Genomic DNA, 17,600 nt, shown 5'->3' on the forward strand with positions numbered 1-17,600 from the left:
AGTAAACACAATGAATGAATCCTTTGAAAATATCATACCCATGTTAAGACGGTTTGCCTATTCATTAACAGGTAACACCGCCGACGCTGATGATTTGGTGCAGATCACATTTGAAAAGATCTTGAGTAAAGGCATGCCTGAAGACGTAGAAACCATTAAGTGGGCTTTTAAGGTATGTCGTAATGTGTGGATCGACGAGTACCGTTCACGGAAAGTGAGGCAAAACGCAACACAGGCGCCAGAGCTGCAAGAACAAGTGACGGTTGAATCAAGCCAACAGCAACAATCACAACAAATGTTAGCTAAGGTCAATACTGCTATGGATACCTTACCTCAGGACCAACGTTCTATATTGTCGTTAGTGGCGTTACAAGGTATGTCATATAAGGATGTGGCGACCACCTTAGAAGTGCCAGTGGGCACAGTGATGAGTCGTTTGTCGAGAGCCAGAAATACCTTGTTGAATTTGGTTAATCCACAAGCATTAGGAGAAAACGCATGAAGATAACTGACCAGATGTTAAGTGCATTTTTAGATGCTGAACTGGCACCAGAAGAGATGGAAAAAGTGAGGTTAGCTCTAGAAACTGACGATGATTTAGTGATGCGTATGGCCGAACTTTCCCAAGTCGACCAATGGGTGGTGGAACATGCACAGCAGATTGACCACACTCCCGTGCCAGCGAAAATAGTGGCACTAGCGCAACAAATAGATGCTAAACACGCTAATACAGACATACCCACAGACAATAAAGTGGTTCAGATTTCGAAATGGCAAAAAGTGACTTCACAAATAAGCGGGCCGTATTCAATGGCTGCGGGTGTGGCCTTAGTGGTGACTGTGGGTATGTTGAGTTTTTCTCAGCAATCTAATCAAACAGGATTATCTCAAGAAGTGGCGGCCGTTTTAGATAATACATTAAGTGGTGATACAAGCTATTTAGCAGAGGGTGAAGCGATTACCGCACAGTTGAGTTTTACCAATCTACAAGGGCAGTTTTGTCGTCAATTCCAAATGGTAAGTAACCAAGGAAGTAGCGCACAAATAGCCTGTAAACACAGTGCTGGTTGGCAAGTTGCAGTGCAATCAGCCGTGCAAGGCACACAAAATTCGGGCGATTATCAGACTGCATCAAGCAACAAGCAGTTAGATCAGATGATAGATAAGATGATCAGTGGTGCACCATTAGATAGAGCCCAAGAACAACAAGCAATTCAATTAGATTGGCAGTCAGAAAACAAATAAAGAGGTGATTTATGAAACTTATTACAATTATTTTTTCAAGTGCATTATTACTATTGTCTGGTTGTGCAAGTAAGCCTGATTTTAGACCGGCCACCAATGGTTCTGTTGGTTATAGTGAACAAAAAATTACTGACGACCGCTATCGCGTGCAGTTTAAGAGTTATTCAAAAACAGTGGCGGATGCGGCAGATTTTGCATTGTTACGTTCTGCCCAATTAACCCAGCAACAAGGCTATGATTGGTTTGTTGTGACCAGCAAAGAAACCTTTGTTGAGTCAGAAAAACTTCAACCCGCTTCATCTGTTGGTGTATCACAAACACGCCAAGTTGAAAGGCATTGTGGCTTGTTAACTTGTGAAACATATAGTCGTCCGTCTACTCAAGTAGGAGTGAATATTAACGCTGGTATGGGTCAGGAGCGAAAAGAAGTCCATAGCATCTTAGAGATACGCTTAGGTAAAGGACTCAAACCCAATGAAGACACTTACAGCGCACAGGATGTCATTGATAATTTAGGTCAAAAACTAGAAGCTGAATAAACAATATTAGAGGTATTAAACTGACAAGATAAAATAGAAGCCTATTTTATCTTGTCAGTTTGCAGTTTGGTTATTTATTTCAAAAAAATTAATACCATCCTTATTTTAAGAAAGAGGCACTTGTTGATTAGGCAGTGATTGGGTAATTTGTAATTTAGGAGTGCTAAATTACATTTTGGTTAGCGAAGCCTTGTAAGTCAAAATAGAGAGCAACAATGAACAAAGGCACTTTGACCTTTTTTTGTGGAAAAATGGGGGCAGGAAAGTCTACCAAAGCCAGTGAAATTGCACAGCAAGGCAGGGCGGTCTTGCTTTGTGAAGATGAATGGCTGGCGTCACTGTACCCCAATAAAATTGCATCACTTAAAGACTATGTTGAATATTCGAATCTACTTAAGCCTCAGATTAAAAAGCTTGTTCAGTCGCTATTGACTGCGGGAACTCATGTGGTGATGGACTTTCCAGCAAATACGCTTTCCCAAAGAGATTGGTTTCGGAGTATCTTCTTAGAGATCGACGCGCCACATCATTTGATATACATCGACTTACCAAATGAGGTCTGCTTAAAACAAATAAGAAAAAGGCGCCAACAACAGCCTGAAAGGGCAGCAACAGATACACCCGCTATGTTTGAGCAGATTACCAAGTATTTTATGGCTCCAACATCCGCTGAAGGGTTCAATATCGTCAAGGTGACACAAAATACCTAACAAGGCGCAATGATGGAAAATTTATTCGTTGGCTTCTAAAAATTCGCAGAGTGCAGCGTTGAGCGAATATTTAGGGAGTATCAATGAAAAAAAGTTTATCATTTTTGCTATTTTAGTTACTTTTATTTCAACAGCGGCTGTAGCAAAGAGGTGTAGAGCTTGAAATGTTAGGGTGTCGGTCATTCCTAGGTAGGGGCAATAAGTCAGATTATACGGGTTTAATATATTGGAATTGTCTCGATATAAAAGCACAGCACAATTAAAAGTTAAGCAGACAGGTTTCACAACTAACAACCCTTAGATTTAAATCTTAAATTTTACTGGAGTCGGTCTTGAGTTTAGAAAAAACTAGCGCTGCTAACCATTGCCCTTTGTGTGGTGAGAGTAACCTTTGTAGAAATTTGTCACCCGCTAATAACAATGAAGCCTGTTGGTGTATGGATAGTGCAATTAGTTTCCCTGACAGTTTGTTAAGCCAAGTAGCTGATGCAGATAAAAACACATCCTGTATCTGTCAAGCCTGTGCTGTGAATCATCAAATGTTTAGCGATAATTTGCTTATCAATGCTGCTGAGCGTTCGAAAAAATAGCCATGTATCCTGGCCAATGAAATTGGCTCATTAATTTAATTACACATAGAAAGAGGACTCAGAATGAGCAAATTGACATGTATTGCGAAAATTGTTGCGCAACAAGAACACAAAGAAATGGTATTGTCAGAATTAATTAAAATTGTGCCTCCTACTCAAAAAGAGCAAGGGTGTATTAACTATGATCTGCATATTTGTAACACTGATGACGCCATTTTTATGTTTCATGAAACCTGGGAATCAGAAGCTGACTTGAATGCGCATTCACAGTCGCCACATATCAAAAAGTGCTTTGACGTTATTGGTGAAATGTTGGTTGCAACAGAAGTGTTAAGGCTTACCAAAGTGACAGTGTAAGTTTAAGACATGTATTTTTAGAGCCAATGCTGAGACGCGGCCCAGTAAGCGTCTTTAATATTTACTGGGCCGCCAAATGTCGAGGAACAGGGGAGATGGTTTGGGGATTGTAGTGCTGCATTTTAGCATTGAAATTTATCCCCCCAATCCCACAAACTTCAGCTACTTTTTAGTCCACTTACCGTTCACCCACAAATAATGGCCAGAGCTGGTTTTGTCATAGGCTTTTTTGGCCGCTAATTTTTCAACTTGTTGCACTGTGATACCGTTTTTAGCCGCTAGGTCTGCATACACTGCCTTGCGTTTGGCATTGATATCAGCGACTAGCGCTTGGGCATCTTGTTGCGCGACAACCACACCTAAGTAACCATTGTCTTTTTCGCCCACTAAACCTTTATTTTTGGCTTCGTCTAAATCTAAGGCGAAAGCAATACTACTAAAAAGCATGCTAACAATAATAAGAGATTTCACTATTGAGTTTTTCATGAGGTTGTTCCTAAATTGGTTTAAAACAAGTTACTGTCGTCACTGAATACATCATCAAGTTCTTTATCCACTTTCACCCGAATTTCATGATCAATCTTGACATTAATATTGATTGTAATCGGCTCCTTGGTTTCAACTTGTACTGTGTGGGTACAAGCCAATAAACACCCCGTCGCCATAAGCACTAAAACTGTTATTTTCACTTTTTATCACCTTGGGTTATTTTCTGTTCAATTTTATTTTCTACTGCATTCACTAATCGTATCGACTCAAGCAAAGAAAATATATTTTCTTGATGAGTATAATTAAAATTAACACTTTGCTTTTTATCAGGGTTATTCCCATTTAGCGCAAAATCGAAAAACATCCAGCCATCAGGGGTAAATTTCACCTTGCTTTTAAGTTGGGTGAAATCAAGATTTTCCAATAATGCCAATTCAGGTTGCTGCTGTTTAATCGAATCAAATGAAGGATTATCCACTATAGTCAACTTCCCTCCGGATAGACTCGAAGCCCAACCTTCGTCTATGCTGATGCCTTGTTTGTTAATAATCATTGGCAAGTCGCCATCAAGGTTTCCAGTGATTTTGATGCCCGGTTGTTTTTGTAGTGCCACAACCTGAGCCAAATCAATATTCTGGAATGCAATATTAACCTGCTGATCTCGTCCATCTAACCATAACTGCCGGCTTGAAAACTTACCATTGAAAATTTCACCCTGCACTTGTTCTAATCGAAATACGTTGTCCTTTGCAATAACCTTAGCATCAAGTTGTTCAATGGGTACGCCAGCGTTAATGGAATCGATGTGTAGAGTAGATTCAGCTAACTGAAGTCCCGCTGAATCAAAAGTGAGTGGTGTTTGATAATTTATGTTGTTAAGTATGTAATCTTGATATTTTGCTGATACGTCTTGGATAGCTAAGCTGCCCTTTGCGATAAAAGGCTGCTCTTCTTGAGGTAAGGTAAAGTCTATAGTTGCTGAGAGACTGCCTTGTTCAAGGATGAGCTGGTTTTCTAGCTGAGAGATGATGCCTTGTAAACTTTTGAGTTCTTGTTGTGCAATGTGCAGTGCTAGCTCAGTGTTTTGCTGCTTTAGAGCCAACTCAAAACCTTGCTCTAAGCCAATGTTGTGCTCACTGCTTGTTGTTATATCTGGCAAATTTGCTTGGCCTGTATGTGTCATTGTGATTGGCTGAAACTTGATGTTTTGTGCGGTTAAATTTGTGACAGTTGAATTACCGGTAAAACTCAGTGCTGCCCACTCTTTTATATTCACATCTAAGTGGTTGCTAATATTCTGTATTTTGGCCTCAGGGTGGGCCAGCTGTATAAGTTGGTTGTCGATACTCAGTTGCAAATCACTCAGACTTGCCCCTTTAATAATAAAATCGCTAATGGTTTTTGTCAGTTTAATGTCGCCTATTTTTATACCTGAGCTAGTCAATCTACCGTGAATGTTAAGTGGCCGATTATCAGAATACTGTAGGGTAAATTCACTTTTTATGTCGGCTATATTTAAGGAGTCCATCTTTAAATGGTTGACGACTAGCAGGTTGTGAGCGTCGTTGATTTCCAAACTGACTGGCTGCTGGGTACTTAAAGAAGAAAGATTGCTAGACAAGTTACCCTGTGCTTGTAGGTTTAAGTTTCCCGCTTGTAGTTGTTTGGCTGCAATGGGCTGATTCACTGCTAACTTGTAAGACACTGCAAGTTCGCCTGTAAATTGATAGATTAGCTCCCTTAAATCGAGACTCCGATTACTATTTTGCTTATCAATAAGGTGCAATTCGGGCAGGCTAAGCTGTGTTTCGTCTATCACCACTTTTTGCGGCAATATAAACGAAAGATGTGGCAAATCGTCTTCTGCAAAATAGGCTTGCAATAGTGGGCAATGGGCTGCCTTAAGTTTGCTTTCAAGTTCACTTAAATCCAAACTGAGGTTTAGGCTAGATAAGGCCAGTTCAACGAATAGCTCCCCTTTAATAGCCACCTCTAGAGGGCAGTTTGCTATTTTGACACTACTGCCCATTTCTAAACGACTATCTGCCCCTAGCACTTCGCCATCAAAAAAAATACGGGTGTGTATTTTACTGTCATCAGCAGCGAGTTCTGCTAATAACTCAGGGTTTTCTGACGTTAACTTTTGGGCTTGCGGTAGCCATTTAGTGAGATCTGATAATCTCCACTCTAGATTACCTACTAAAGTGTTTTGCTGCATTTTGATATCCGCTTTGATATCACCCGTGATACTTAAATGGTTACTCGAAGTGGCATGAATACTTAGGTGTAAGGGCTCGCGTAATTCAGGAGAGTGGATTTCGATAGTGGCGATACTTAATTTGGGTAAAGCATCGGGTAAATTTAATTCATTGGTTTGTGGTTCATCTGCTGACTTTTTAGCAACTTGGTTGTTGGTTGCTAGGTGGTTAAGGTGTAACAGCTGAATACTTAAAACATTGGACCAGGGTTGCCACTTTGCTTCACGCACCAAAAGCTCACCTGCTGCAAAGTCGATGCAAGCTTGTTTAACCTTGAGGTTAAGTTGCCAATCCAGTGAAAAATCTAGACAGTTAACCTTTATACCCTGTGACTGGGCAAAATATTCGATGCTTTTGATGGCAATAGGACGGCGATAAAAAAACACGATAACCAACAAAGCGGCCAATAACAAAATGGCCATCAGCTTTTTACTAGGGCGGGTTTGCCTAAACATAGATGTCATTGCTTTCCTATTTTTGATTACATAGTCACAGCAGGTCAGACTATTTTAACAATCATTAGTTTACATTTAGGTATCACATTCTATTTGATTGGCTCCACTGTATAATGGAGAGGATTTTAACACTGCTGTTCACAATCTCTATTATATAACCTGGCTATTTTGCTACTGTCTGATAGATATCGGCGTTTAACTTATCTGTCGAATGGTAAAGTAACCCCTCATTCGAAAGGTCAAAATGGTAGCTGCCGGTTTCTACTATCATTTTTGCCGTATTATCTAATCCTTCTTTAAGCATTAAATGATACTGCCCTTCAGTGAAATTTTGCCAAGCCCAATTAGCGCCTACTTTTTTCAAATTAAATTGACGAACACTTAAAAAATTTACTGCATTGAGCTCTTTATCTAGCACAGGTGTTTGCTCCAAAGTGACAAATAAGTCGCCATTTTGCGCTTGCCATAACACATCATCTGGATCCTCTGAATATTGGATAAAGGCCCACTTTTCATCTTCATAGGAAACTTGATGAGTATTTAAATCGTAATAATTAACGAGCCAACCATTTTTGCCTTTAGTGCTATAGGAAATGACTTGCTCACTTTTCCAAGAGAGTCCGCGGATTTCCACTTGTGGTATTCTAAGGGCCTCTGCGTTCCCCGTTTTGCTATTAATCAGATAAATTTGGTTGAGTGTCAGTCCAAGCAGATAGTCTCCACTAAAAGACCATAAAAGGGAGATGAAGTGACGGCTATCATTAAATTGAGTTAGCTTAGTTAATTGACTGCCTTGCCTATCGGTAAACCAAACTTCTTCATTCCCTGTACTTAAACCAATAAAGGCAATCTGATTATCATGGGGTGAAAATACCGCGAGTCTATCGTCAACGGATGTATTGGCCACAAATATATCAGATTGACTTTCGAAGTTGTAATACAGCGCATTTTGATTCATGTATCCTGCAATAAACATGTAATCCTTGCCATTAGCATGCCTTAGAGGTGTTCGCAGCTGTTGGCTACCTGAATAGAGCACTTGTTTATCCTTGCCATGTTGATCATAACTGACCAATTGATAGGCTGGATGTTCCCCCATTAATACCACGCGTTCACCACTGTGATCCCAAATTCCACAACAAATATACGCGTCCTGTTTAAACAATAACGTCAACTCATCTGTCTCTAAGTCCAGAGAGTAATAACCTTCCCATTGTTGTTTATCGGGAGATGATATTAATAGAATATTTTGTGTAGGGTGTAGATCAAACTGGCTATTGCCGCCAATAAATTGCTCTGGCTGATTTAAGCGTCGCTTGACGCCTGTTACCAAGTTCAGCTCGAACAAGGTATAGGGTGAGTTATCAGATTCGCTATACACCACACGATTGTCATCATGGGTAAAACTGATTCTTCCATAACTTCCCGCAGGGCAATTGTGGATTAACTTCGGCTCGCCAAGAGTTAGTCCATTAATTTCACGAATATAGTATTGGCAAGAATCTGACGAGGCAACCAGGTAAACTAGCTTGCTTCCATCACTGTTCCACGCAGCGGGGCCAACGCCTAACGCATTTTTTTCGCCATGGGTAATCTCTACTGATTTTTCGTCTATTAAAGACTTTACCCATAGGTGAACTTTATTTTCACCAAATTCCATAAAGGCAAGGTAGTTGCCGTCGGGTGACACTTGTGGCCAAGCTTCATTTCCCGCTGAGCGCGTTAATGCCTTTACTTGTGTAATGGGAGAGTGCGCTTTATCGTTTTGAAATAGGACAAGTAACCAAACTACTAGCACCATTAAGCCGAATACAATTAACGGCCAAATGATTGGCAATTTTTCTTTTGAAAGGGGGGATATTTGTGCCGAGGGTTTAGTAGCAGAAATCTGAGACGTTTCATGGTTCGCAAGCGTTGCAGTATTTTCTTCAAGCAACTCAGTGGCTGCTGCAATAAATTTATAACCCTTTTTAGGAAGTGTGGCTATAAATCGAGGTTTTCTTGGGTCGTCATTGAGGTTTTTACGAAGCTTATTAATGACCTTAGTTACCGCATTGTCGGTGATAACACGCCCTTGCCAAACCTCTTCAATTAGCTGGTCACGACTAACAATTTGATTAGTATGTCTGCAAAAATAAGCCAATAACTCAACCACCATGGGTTCAAGTTGCAGCACTTCTTGCTCACTGCTTAAGGTTTGTTGCTTTTCACAAAACAAAAACGCTTCAATTTGCCAACGCATCGTCTACCAAAAACTAGTCTAAGTTACGGAAAAATAGCATTTTTGTTTGCTTTGGTCACCAAAAGTCACAACTCTTCACTGTTTTATCACTACTTCACACTGGAACGCTACTAACCTCCTTTCTGAAATTATTCATTGATTAAAGGAAATTTACTATGACATTTATGCAAGACTTTTACAGAGTCAGTATTCACCTTACAGTAATGTGCTTAGGGTTTTTAATCTTCACTCCTTGGATTGGTTTTTTAATGGCAGAAGAGGTGGAGCCAGTCAATTTTAATACTCCGTCATCACTATTAGAACATAAGGTTGAAAATAACCAAGATGTGATAAAGCTTATGAACTCTTCAGATCTAAAACAGCAATTACTGAGTTTGGCTGAGAAAATAGACGCTATTGTTCCTGCTGATTTAACGACTCAAGAAGGTATTTCACTTAGCTCAATGCTCGCTCAGCATAACAAAACATTGAGTTTGATTGGGGATCAGAAATACCCCGTTAATTACTATCATCATGTTCTTTATTCCCAAGCACAACAAAGATCATCGTCCAAAGAAACACTTCAGCAACGGATAAAACAAATTTTTAGTGGTGCAATACTTGGGTTTTCTGATGAAGAATTGTTCCAAACAAGCTCCACTATGGGCTGGTCTTTGCCTATGGGGCAGGATTACATGTTTGGTCTTTTCACTGATTATCAGCAAAAAGAAAAATTAAGCTTATATCAAGCTATCAACCTTATTTCCAATTATCAGCTTTACAAAGTATACGAGGCGGTTTTGCCTGTTGTTGTGCCAGCAATTGAGGCAGAGGAAAATAAACGCTATTTGGCAGAAACCGATGTGTTGGTGAAAACCCCCGGTGGCGCAACGATATCTGCAGTTGTGGTTAGAAAACGTGGCGACAGCAAAAAAAGACCCACGGCTTTTCAGTTTACTATTTACGCAGATGAAAAATGGCAAATTAAACAAGCTATGCATGCCGCAGCCCATGGTTATATTGGGGTTATTGCCAATACTCGTGGTAAAGCTAAAAGCCCCGACAACATCATCCCATGGGAGCATGATGGTGAAGATGCAAATGCGGTGATTGAATGGATTTCGAAACAAGCCTGGAGTGATGGAAATGTTGCCATGTATGGGGGCAGTTATTTGGGCTTTACCCAGTGGGCTGCAGCAAAATACGCGCATCCAGCCCTAAAAACTATTGTGCCTATTGAAGCTGCGCATCCTTTTGTTGGCCTGCCAGTTGAAAATAACATTTTCATCACTCCTAATTACCAATGGGCATTCCATGTCACCAACAATAAAACCATGGATAACTCAGTTTATAACGATTGGAAACATTGGCAAAATGCTTACGATACCTTATTTGAAAGTGGTCGTGCCTTTAAAGATATTGATAAAATTGAAGGTAAACCCAACCCATGGTTTCAAAAATGGTTAGGGCATTCTAGCTATGATAGTTACTACCAGAATATGCTGCCTTACAAAGAAGACTATAAAAAAATTAATATACCTGTATTGAGTATCACGGGGTATTTTGGGGCGTCAATTTCTGCTAGCTATTTTTTCAATGAACATAAGCGATACAATTCAAACGCGGATCACACCTTTCTTATTGGTCCTTATGGTCACGGAACGGCACAAGGCATACCGCGCACTTATCACAGTAACTATAAATTAGATGACGTTGCTTTGGAAAAAGACACCCAAGAAATGACCTTTGAATGGTTTGATCATTTGTTGTTCAACCAACCTAAGCCAAAACTCATTAAGGACACCATCAACTATCAACTAATGGGCAGTAATACTTGGCAGCACAAACCGTCACTTATGGCACTTAATAAACAAGGAGTGACTTACCATTTAGGGAAAAATATAAATGATAAAAACCAATATCAACTCACCACTAAGCTTCAAAATGAAACGGATTTTATACCACAAATTGTTGATATGAGTGATAGACAAACGCACCACAACGCTCAATCGTGGCAAGTGATCCAAAAAGAACTTAACGAACCTAATGGTTTAATCTTTGTGACTGAAACATTTCAGGAACCGCAAGAATTAACAGGGTCGGTGACTGGTCATTTTGCGCTGGCAATTAATAAAAATGATGTGGATATTGGCTTTAAGTTTTACGAACTCAAAGCCAACGGCGAAACCTTTGCACTGGCGCGTTATATAAGTCGAGCTAGTTATGCAAAAGACATGAGTCATCGTCAATTATTCACTCCGAATCAAAAAACACTTATTCCAATCGTTAATAGCACTATGATCTCCAAATTAATCGAAAAAGGTAGTCGTTTAGTGATGGTGCTCAATGTTAATAAAAACCCTGGTGCTCAAGTTAATATGGGCACAGGTAAAGATGTCAGTGAAGAGACTATTGCAGATGCTGGCGAGCCACTTGAAATCAAATGGTTTAGTGATAGCGAAATTAAAATCCCTCTTAAATCCTGGAAAATGTAATTTTTGAGAGTGGATAAATAGATAATAAAAAACCCCTAATAGTGAATATTAGGGGTTTTGATTTTTGTACTGAGTGATTTCGTACAATCTACTTGTCACTTGTCACTTGTCACTTGTCACTAGCCGTTGCTGACATCTTCAAAATCGGCATCAATGATATCGTCGTTGGCGCTATCCTTGGCAGCGTTATTTTGCTGCTGACCGTCTGCTTGTTGAGTCTGCGCCTGTTGTGCTTGCATGATGTTACTGTACGCATCTTGTAATGCCTTGTGACGCATTTCAATCGCGGCTTTATCATCACCATTCACCGCCATTTTTAGTTGCTCAATCAGTGCTTTAAGCTGTGATTGTTGCTCCTCTGTTAAACTCGGCATTGAGGTTTCCACAGTATGAATCAATTGGTCCGCTTGATTACGTTGCTCAACTAACTCACGTTTCTGTTTGTCTTCAGTTGCATGGAGTTCACCATCTTTAACCAAACGATTAATTTCATCTTCTGTTAAGCCACTTGCGGCGGTAATTTTAATGCTTTGCTCCTTGCCTGTTGCTTTGTCTTTAGCCGATACATTGAGAATTCCATTGGCATCAATATCAAAGGTCACTTCAACTTGCACCGAACCCCGTGGACCTTGAGTAATATCCGTTAGGTTGAATTGACCTAAGGATTTATTATCCACCGCCATTTCACGCTGACCTTGTAACACATGTACTGTTACTGCTGCTTGATTATCTTCAGCAGTGGAAAACACCTCTGACGCTCTAAAGGGGATAGTGGTATTCTTTTCAATCAACTTAGTCATCACACCACCTAAGGTTTCAATACCCAGTGTTAATGGGGTGACATCCAGCAATAACACATCATCAACGGTTCCCGACAACACACCCGATTGAATCGCCGCACCCATAGCTACCGCTTCATCAGGATTGACATCTTTACGAGGCTCTTTGCCAAAGAAACTTTTAACGGCTTCTTGTACTTTTGGCATACGTGTTTGACCACCTACCAAAATTACCTCACTGATTTCTCCTTTGCTTATACCCGCATCTTTTAAGGCTAACTCGCAAGGTGCTATGGTGTTTTTCACTAAATCATCCACTAATGATTCCAATTTCGAGCGAGTCACTTTTACATTTAAGTGTTTAGGCCCGCTGGCATCAGCCGTTATATAAGGTAAGTTCACCTCAGTTTGCTGGGCAGATGACAACTCGATTTTAGCTTTTTCAGCGGCTTCTTTAATACGCTGTAAGGCTAACGAATCTTGGTGAATATCAATACCTGTGTCTTTTTTAAATTCATCCGCTAGGTAATTAATCAGGCGTAAATCGAAATCTTCACCCCCTAAAAAGGTATCACCATTGGTGGCTAACACTTCGAATTGTTTTTCACCGTCTATGTTGGATATTTCAATTATTGAAATATCAAAGGTACCGCCACCTAAATCGTAAACTACGACTTTTTGGTCGGACTTCGCATTTTTATCCACACCATAAGCTAATGCAGCGGCCGTGGGTTCGTTAATAATACGCTTCACATTTAATCCGGCTATTTTACCCGCGTCTTTGGTGGCTTGGCGTTGAGAGTCATTAAAGTAAGCTGGTACGGTAATAACTGCATCTGTTACCGTTTCGCCTAAATAGGCTTCGGCATCTTTTTTCAATTTACGTAAAATTTGTGCTGACACTTCTTGTGGAGACAAGGCTTTACCATTGACTTCTACCCAAGCATCACCGTTGTCTGCCTTAACAATTTTATAAGGGGCTAATTTAATGTCTTTTTGCACTTCTTTATCATCAAATTTACGACCAATTAAGCGTTTAATCGCAAATAAGGTATTGTTCGAGTTGGTTATAGCTTGCCTTTTGGCTGGTTGGCCTACTAGGGTTTCATTGTTGGCATAAGCTACAATAGAAGGTGTGGTGCGGTTACCTTCTGCATTTTCAATAATTTTTGATTTACCGCCTTCCATAACAGCTACGCATGAGTTTGTTGTACCTAAATCAATTCCAATAATCTTAGTCATAATAATCACCTATCATTTAATATAAAAAGTCTGATGCTTAGTGGCTTATCCCATTAAGCAGTTTGACTACATAAACAACCTTGTATAAACCGACTAATCTGTTTGGTTTAATCTTAGCTGTTTGGTTAGTGGGGCAATCATACGCAGGGCCAAAAAATGCTTCTGTCACAAATATGACAGTAACTGCTAAATTGTTTTTATTAAGTTTTGAATATAAAAATCAATAAATTAGCGGGCAAGGCCTAGACTGAAAAATAACAATCGCTTTTGTTATCCAGTCACAACAAGGTAGAATAAAAGCACTTCTTAAATGGGGTTGGTATTAAGCTAGAACCCATACCGCTTTCACTATGGAGAAACACATTTCCCAGCTACCTCACAAAGCCAGTCCGGTATTAGTTAAACAAGCTAATATTTTTGCGGATTTACCGGCAACGCTTATTGACGATTTTCAACAAGAATTTCAACTTAACGAATGGCACAAAGGTGACTACTTTAATTCTGCTTTATTAACAGAGCGTTTTTTTGTGGTAATAGAAGGGCAGGTAGAAATTAAACAAACCAATCCTGAAACTGGCAGAGAAGCAACCTTAGACATGTTGTATGCAGGTGATTGTTTCGACTTGATTGTGCTCTTGGATGACCAACCTCATGATGTGATTGTAGCGCCCTTAACTACTGTGAAGTTGCTGTCAGTTAAACTTGAAACGATGCGCCAATGGTTGTGGAACTATCCAGAATTTAATCAACAATTTATGCCCTATTTAGCGCAAAAAATGCGAGAAAAAGAAGAACTCGCCAGTAGTTTGGTTTTGCACAATGTCACCACGCGCTTGAGTCGTATAATTTTAAAACATATTAATAAAATTAAGTTTTATATCAGCGGAAAAGAAGACGAACAGCAGCATATAGTTAATGGTTTAAATGATGACACCTTAGCGCGAATGTCTGGCACTGTCCGCCAGATAGTGAATAAGCAATTACAGCTTTGGAAAAAAGACGGCACTATAGATAAAAAGCGTAACCAACTGGTTGTTAAGGACCTAAAAGCATTAGAAAAAGAAGCCAAATATACACAAACATTCTCCAATGTGCCTTTGCTGCCTACTCAAACAGAGTCAAAGCATAAGCCTTAATTAAGATTAGTCAGTTCACTCTGACTTTTGTCAAGAAGTAAGCTTGGTCGATTATAAACACGTCTGCTAAGTCAGCATGGTTTGCATGTTGAATAATAGGGGCGGATCCTTTATTTTATTGATTCATTTTTATGAAACTACTTACTAGTATCTTAGGTCATTAGTAGTTATCGAGTCATAAGTCAGCTTATGTATAGCAACCTTTTCATTCTTTAAACTTAAACAAGCAATGTAAACCAATGAGCGACTATCGTTTACTTACGACAATGGAGATAAAACTATGATTACGTTTACCGTCAACGGCGAAACTCGCGAGTTTTCGGGGGATCCTACTACGCCGATACTTTGGTATTTAAGGGATGAATTACAACTGACTGGGTCTAAATTTGGCTGTGGTATGGCACAGTGTGGTGCATGTACTGTTCACGTTAATGGTGTAGCACAGCGTTCTTGTGTGTTGCCGGTTGCAGCGGTGTCAGGCAGTAAAATAACTACCATTGAAGGTTTGAGTAAAGACGGTGATCATCCTGTTCAGCAAGCATGGATAGAGCATAGAGTGCCTCAATGTGGGTACTGCCAATGCGGGCAAATGATGCAAGCCGCCAGTCTACTAGCCAGTAATCCTACGCCTACTGATGAAGAAATTGTACAGGGTATGTCGGGCAATATTTGTCGATGCGGCACTTACCCTCGAATTCATAAAGCAATTAAATCTGCAGCCAAAAATATGGCAGGCGTTGAGTACTATATTCCTGACACTGAGGGGGAAAACGCATGAGCCAATATTTTGATTTAACTCGTCGTAGTTTCTTAAAGTCTAGTGCCGCGGCTGGCGCTTTAGTGCTAGGTACTTACTTTGCTGGCGCAGCACCTAGAGCAATGGCAGGGGTACTTGCCAAATCATCAGAGTCCGCAAAAGCCGCCAATTTATTTGTTGCGCTACGTCCTGATGGCATAGTTGAAATCACTTGTCACCGCTCTGAAATGGGTCAACAAATCCGTACCGCTCTGGCGCAAATTGTGGCTGACGAAATGGAAGCCAGCTGGGACAAAATTGTGGTGATACAGGGCAAGGGTGATCCTAAGTATGGCGACCAAAATACCGATGGTTCACGGAGTATTCGCTACAATATGCAACGTTTACGTGAGATGGGTGCCAGTGTTCGTTACCTAATGCGACAAGCAGCGGCAGCGCGGTGGATTGTGGCTATTGACTCATGTTCTGCAGAGCAACATCTTGTTACTCATAGTTCCGGGAAAACCTTTACTTATGCAGAGCTAGTGAATGATGCCTTGAGCATTACGCCCCCAGCCTTAGATAAAATTACCCTTAAAAAACGCAGTGAATGGCGTTATATCAATACCGCCATGGAGCATATCGATTTAAAAGACATAGTGAAGGGTAAAGCGATTTTTGCTGCCGATGTATTGGAGCCTAAAGCCCTCATTGCTGTTATTGTGCGCCCCCCTGTAGTGGGTGGAAAGGTCAAAAGTGTTGATGCAAAAGCAGCAAAAGCAATTAAGGGTGTGGTAGACGTCGTAGAGATCCCCGCACCACAAGGCGCACCTGTATTTCAGCCAAAAGGTGGGATTGCTATAATTGCTAATAATACTTGGGCCGCCATACAAGGCCGCAAAGCATTGTCGGTGACATGGGATGATGGAAAAAATGGCGATTACAATTCAGAAACCTTTAAGGCCAGCTTACTTGCCACTGTTTCGTCGCCACAGTCATCTGTCCGTGAAATTGGTGATGCGACCAGTATCCTTGCCAAAGCCAGTGATAAGCTGGTAGCAGATTATTATGCGCCCCATCTGGCTCAGGCACCTATGGAGCCGCCTTGCGCAACCGCAATGTATTATAAAGATCACGTAGACGTGTGGGCTGCCACCCAAAACCCTCAAGCCGATATGGCCACTGTAAGTGCCATGCTAGGAATGCCGAAAGAAAAAATTAACGTTCACGTAACTATGTTAGGTGGCGGTTTTGGCCGAAAATCGAAGCCCGACTTCTCGGCAGAAGCCGCTTATCTGTCAATGAAAACCGGAAAGGCTATTCGTGTTCAATGGACCCGCGAGGACGATATTCAGAATAGTTTCTACCATGCAGTATCGGCTCAACACATTGAAGCGTCGCTAGATGAAAATGGCGCCATAGAAGCCTATTTGCACCGCACTGCGTTTTCACCTATTGCTTCAACATTTCAAGAAGGTGCTACGGCGCCCGGTAGCTTCGAGTTACGTTTAGGCTTTACCGATAATCCCATTAACACGCCCAACATGAAGTTAGAAAACGGTGAAGCGCCAGCCAAAACACGCATCGGCTGGATGCGTTCGGTATCAAATATTTATCACGCATTTGCTATTCAGTCATTTATTGCCGAAGCCGCACACAAAGCAGGGCGAGATCAAAAAGACTATTTGCTGGAAACCATTGGCCCCGCTCGTATTCTGGATGTGACAGAACAAAATGCTGAATACGACAACTACGGTGCCGATAAAGCCACCTACCCCTTAGATATCGGTAAACTTCGCCATGTCATTGAAAAAGTCGCGGAGATGAGTCAATGGGGTAGGAAACTGCCTAAAGGGCGAGGTCTGGGGATCGCAGCCCATAGAAGTTTTTTAACTTACGTGGCCACAGTGGTTGAAGTAGAAGTGTCAGATAGCGGTGATCTGAACATTATTAAGTCTTGGGTAAGTATTGATGCCGGTACGGTAGTGAATACCGATACCGTGATCAACCAAGTACAAGGTGGCTCTATCTACGGTATAACTGCCGCTATTAGCGAAGGTATTACTTTTGATAAAGGTCGAGCACAGCAAAGTAACTTTCACGATTACCGCGTGCCGCGCATGAGTGATTCTCCACTAGAAATAGAGGTGGAGATTATCCCCAGTGAAGCGCCACCAGCGGGTGTCGGTGAGCCAGCCACTCCCGTTTATGCTCCGGCTTTGTGTAATGCCATTTTTGCTGCATGTGGCAAGCGTATCAGGCAGTTGCCTATAGGTAATCAACTTAAAGCGTAAAGTCTTTAGGTAAGCCAAGTTAACGGCCTAAGCCCAGTCAGTGGTGTAGGGGGA

15 protein-coding genes are annotated in these 17,600 nt (G+C 41.0%); 10 read left to right on the forward strand and 5 right to left on the reverse strand.

What is annotated here, in order from left to right; translation table 11 throughout:
- The first annotated feature begins 10 nt into the window (after positions 1-10).
- From AAC000_RS08965 to AAC000_RS08990, 6 genes are all read left to right on the forward strand, one after another.
- Positions 11-502, forward strand: a complete 492-nt coding sequence (locus AAC000_RS08965) for an RNA polymerase sigma factor (protein WP_339721963.1) — start codon at positions 11-13, stop codon at positions 500-502.
- Positions 499-1,245 (forward strand): hypothetical protein, encoded by a 747-nt coding sequence (locus tag AAC000_RS08970; RefSeq protein WP_339721964.1) that lies wholly within the window; start codon positions 499-501, stop codon positions 1,243-1,245. The genes AAC000_RS08965 and AAC000_RS08970 overlap by 4 nt, the downstream gene beginning before the upstream one ends.
- Before the next feature lie 11 nt (positions 1,246-1,256).
- On the forward strand, positions 1,257-1,784 hold the full coding sequence (locus AAC000_RS08975; RefSeq protein ID WP_339721965.1) for a hypothetical protein: 528 nt from the start codon (positions 1,257-1,259) through the stop codon (positions 1,782-1,784).
- A gap of 215 nt (positions 1,785-1,999) precedes the next feature.
- The gene (locus AAC000_RS08980) at positions 2,000-2,494 is read left to right on the forward strand and encodes an ATP-binding protein (protein WP_339721966.1); all 495 of its coding nucleotides are present in this window, start codon (positions 2,000-2,002) and stop codon (positions 2,492-2,494) included.
- Between the two features lie 332 nt (positions 2,495-2,826).
- On the forward strand, positions 2,827-3,084 hold the full coding sequence (locus tag AAC000_RS08985) for a cysteine-rich CWC family protein (RefSeq protein ID WP_339721967.1): 258 nt from the start codon (positions 2,827-2,829) through the stop codon (positions 3,082-3,084).
- 63 nt (positions 3,085-3,147) lie between these two features.
- On the forward strand, positions 3,148-3,441 hold the full coding sequence (locus tag AAC000_RS08990) for a putative quinol monooxygenase (protein ID WP_339721968.1): 294 nt from the start codon (positions 3,148-3,150) through the stop codon (positions 3,439-3,441).
- Between the two features lie 162 nt (positions 3,442-3,603).
- Here the strand turns inward: AAC000_RS08990 and AAC000_RS08995 are convergent, their stop codons facing one another.
- The 4 genes from AAC000_RS08995 to AAC000_RS09010 form a co-directional block, all read right to left on the reverse strand.
- The gene (locus tag AAC000_RS08995) at positions 3,604-3,927 is read right to left on the reverse strand and encodes a YdbL family protein (protein ID WP_339721970.1); all 324 of its coding nucleotides are present in this window, start codon (positions 3,925-3,927) and stop codon (positions 3,604-3,606) included.
- A gap of 20 nt (positions 3,928-3,947) precedes the next feature.
- Complete coding sequence (locus AAC000_RS09000; protein ID WP_339722321.1) at positions 3,948-4,106, reverse strand: YnbE family lipoprotein; 159 nt, start codon at positions 4,104-4,106, stop codon at positions 3,948-3,950.
- Positions 4,107-4,126: 20 nt separating this feature from the next.
- The gene (locus AAC000_RS09005; RefSeq protein ID WP_339721971.1) at positions 4,127-6,652 is read right to left on the reverse strand and encodes a YdbH domain-containing protein; all 2,526 of its coding nucleotides are present in this window, start codon (positions 6,650-6,652) and stop codon (positions 4,127-4,129) included.
- Positions 6,653-6,806: 154 nt separating this feature from the next.
- On the reverse strand, positions 6,807-8,885 hold the full coding sequence (locus AAC000_RS09010) for a winged helix-turn-helix domain-containing protein (RefSeq protein ID WP_339721973.1): 2,079 nt from the start codon (positions 8,883-8,885) through the stop codon (positions 6,807-6,809).
- Positions 8,886-9,040: 155 nt separating this feature from the next.
- Here AAC000_RS09010 and AAC000_RS09015 point away from each other — a divergent pair, with 155 nt between their 5' ends.
- Entirely contained in the window at positions 9,041-11,359 is a 2,319-nt protein-coding gene (locus AAC000_RS09015) for a CocE/NonD family hydrolase (protein ID WP_339721974.1), read from the forward strand.
- 119 nt (positions 11,360-11,478) lie between these two features.
- On the opposite strand, the gene dnaK is transcribed toward AAC000_RS09015, so the two are convergent.
- Positions 11,479-13,380, reverse strand: a complete 1,902-nt coding sequence (dnaK, locus tag AAC000_RS09020) for a molecular chaperone DnaK (RefSeq protein ID WP_339721976.1) — start codon at positions 13,378-13,380, stop codon at positions 11,479-11,481.
- A 350-nt stretch (positions 13,381-13,730) separates the two neighbouring features.
- On the opposite strand from dnaK, the gene AAC000_RS09025 reads away from it, so the two are divergent.
- The 3 genes from AAC000_RS09025 (at position 13,731) to AAC000_RS09035 (ending at position 17,546) form a co-directional block, all read left to right on the forward strand.
- Positions 13,731-14,516, forward strand: coding sequence for a Crp/Fnr family transcriptional regulator (locus AAC000_RS09025; RefSeq protein WP_339721978.1), 786 nt, complete (start codon positions 13,731-13,733; stop codon positions 14,514-14,516).
- 280 nt (positions 14,517-14,796) lie between these two features.
- Positions 14,797-15,294: a (2Fe-2S)-binding protein gene (locus tag AAC000_RS09030; RefSeq protein ID WP_339721980.1), complete on the forward strand. Its 498-nt coding sequence runs from the start codon at positions 14,797-14,799 to the stop codon at positions 15,292-15,294.
- Complete coding sequence (locus AAC000_RS09035) at positions 15,291-17,546, forward strand: molybdopterin cofactor-binding domain-containing protein (protein WP_339721981.1); 2,256 nt, start codon at positions 15,291-15,293, stop codon at positions 17,544-17,546. The genes AAC000_RS09030 and AAC000_RS09035 overlap by 4 nt, the downstream gene beginning before the upstream one ends.
- Positions 17,547-17,600: the final 54 nt, after the last annotated feature.

It is taken from the genome of uncultured Paraglaciecola sp., from assembly GCF_963977085.1.
GTDB lineage: Bacteria > Pseudomonadota > Gammaproteobacteria > Enterobacterales > Alteromonadaceae > Paraglaciecola.

Coding starts and splice junctions, on each gene's coding strand:
- AAC000_RS08965 (WP_339721963.1), top strand. CDS start 11: ATGAATGAATCCTTTGAAAATATCATACCCATGTTAAGACGGTTTGCC.
- AAC000_RS08970 (WP_339721964.1), top strand. CDS start 499: ATGAAGATAACTGACCAGATGTTAAGTGCATTTTTAGATGCTGAACTG.
- AAC000_RS08975 (WP_339721965.1), top strand. CDS start 1,257: ATGAAACTTATTACAATTATTTTTTCAAGTGCATTATTACTATTGTCT.
- AAC000_RS08980 (WP_339721966.1), top strand. CDS start 2,000: ATGAACAAAGGCACTTTGACCTTTTTTTGTGGAAAAATGGGGGCAGGA.
- AAC000_RS08990 (WP_339721968.1), top strand. CDS start 3,148: ATGAGCAAATTGACATGTATTGCGAAAATTGTTGCGCAACAAGAACAC.
- AAC000_RS08995 (WP_339721970.1), bottom strand. CDS start 3,927: ATGAAAAACTCAATAGTGAAATCTCTTATTATTGTTAGCATGCTTTTT.
- AAC000_RS09000 (WP_339722321.1), bottom strand. CDS start 4,106: ATGGCGACGGGGTGTTTATTGGCTTGTACCCACACAGTACAAGTTGAA.
- AAC000_RS09005 (WP_339721971.1), bottom strand. CDS start 6,652: ATGACATCTATGTTTAGGCAAACCCGCCCTAGTAAAAAGCTGATGGCC.
- AAC000_RS09010 (WP_339721973.1), bottom strand. CDS start 8,885: ATGCGTTGGCAAATTGAAGCGTTTTTGTTTTGTGAAAAGCAACAAACC.
- AAC000_RS09015 (WP_339721974.1), top strand. CDS start 9,041: ATGACATTTATGCAAGACTTTTACAGAGTCAGTATTCACCTTACAGTA.
- dnaK (WP_339721976.1), bottom strand. CDS start 13,380: ATGACTAAGATTATTGGAATTGATTTAGGTACAACAAACTCATGCGTA.
- AAC000_RS09025 (WP_339721978.1), top strand. CDS start 13,731: ATGGAGAAACACATTTCCCAGCTACCTCACAAAGCCAGTCCGGTATTA.
- AAC000_RS09030 (WP_339721980.1), top strand. CDS start 14,797: ATGATTACGTTTACCGTCAACGGCGAAACTCGCGAGTTTTCGGGGGAT.
- AAC000_RS09035 (WP_339721981.1), top strand. CDS start 15,291: ATGAGCCAATATTTTGATTTAACTCGTCGTAGTTTCTTAAAGTCTAGT.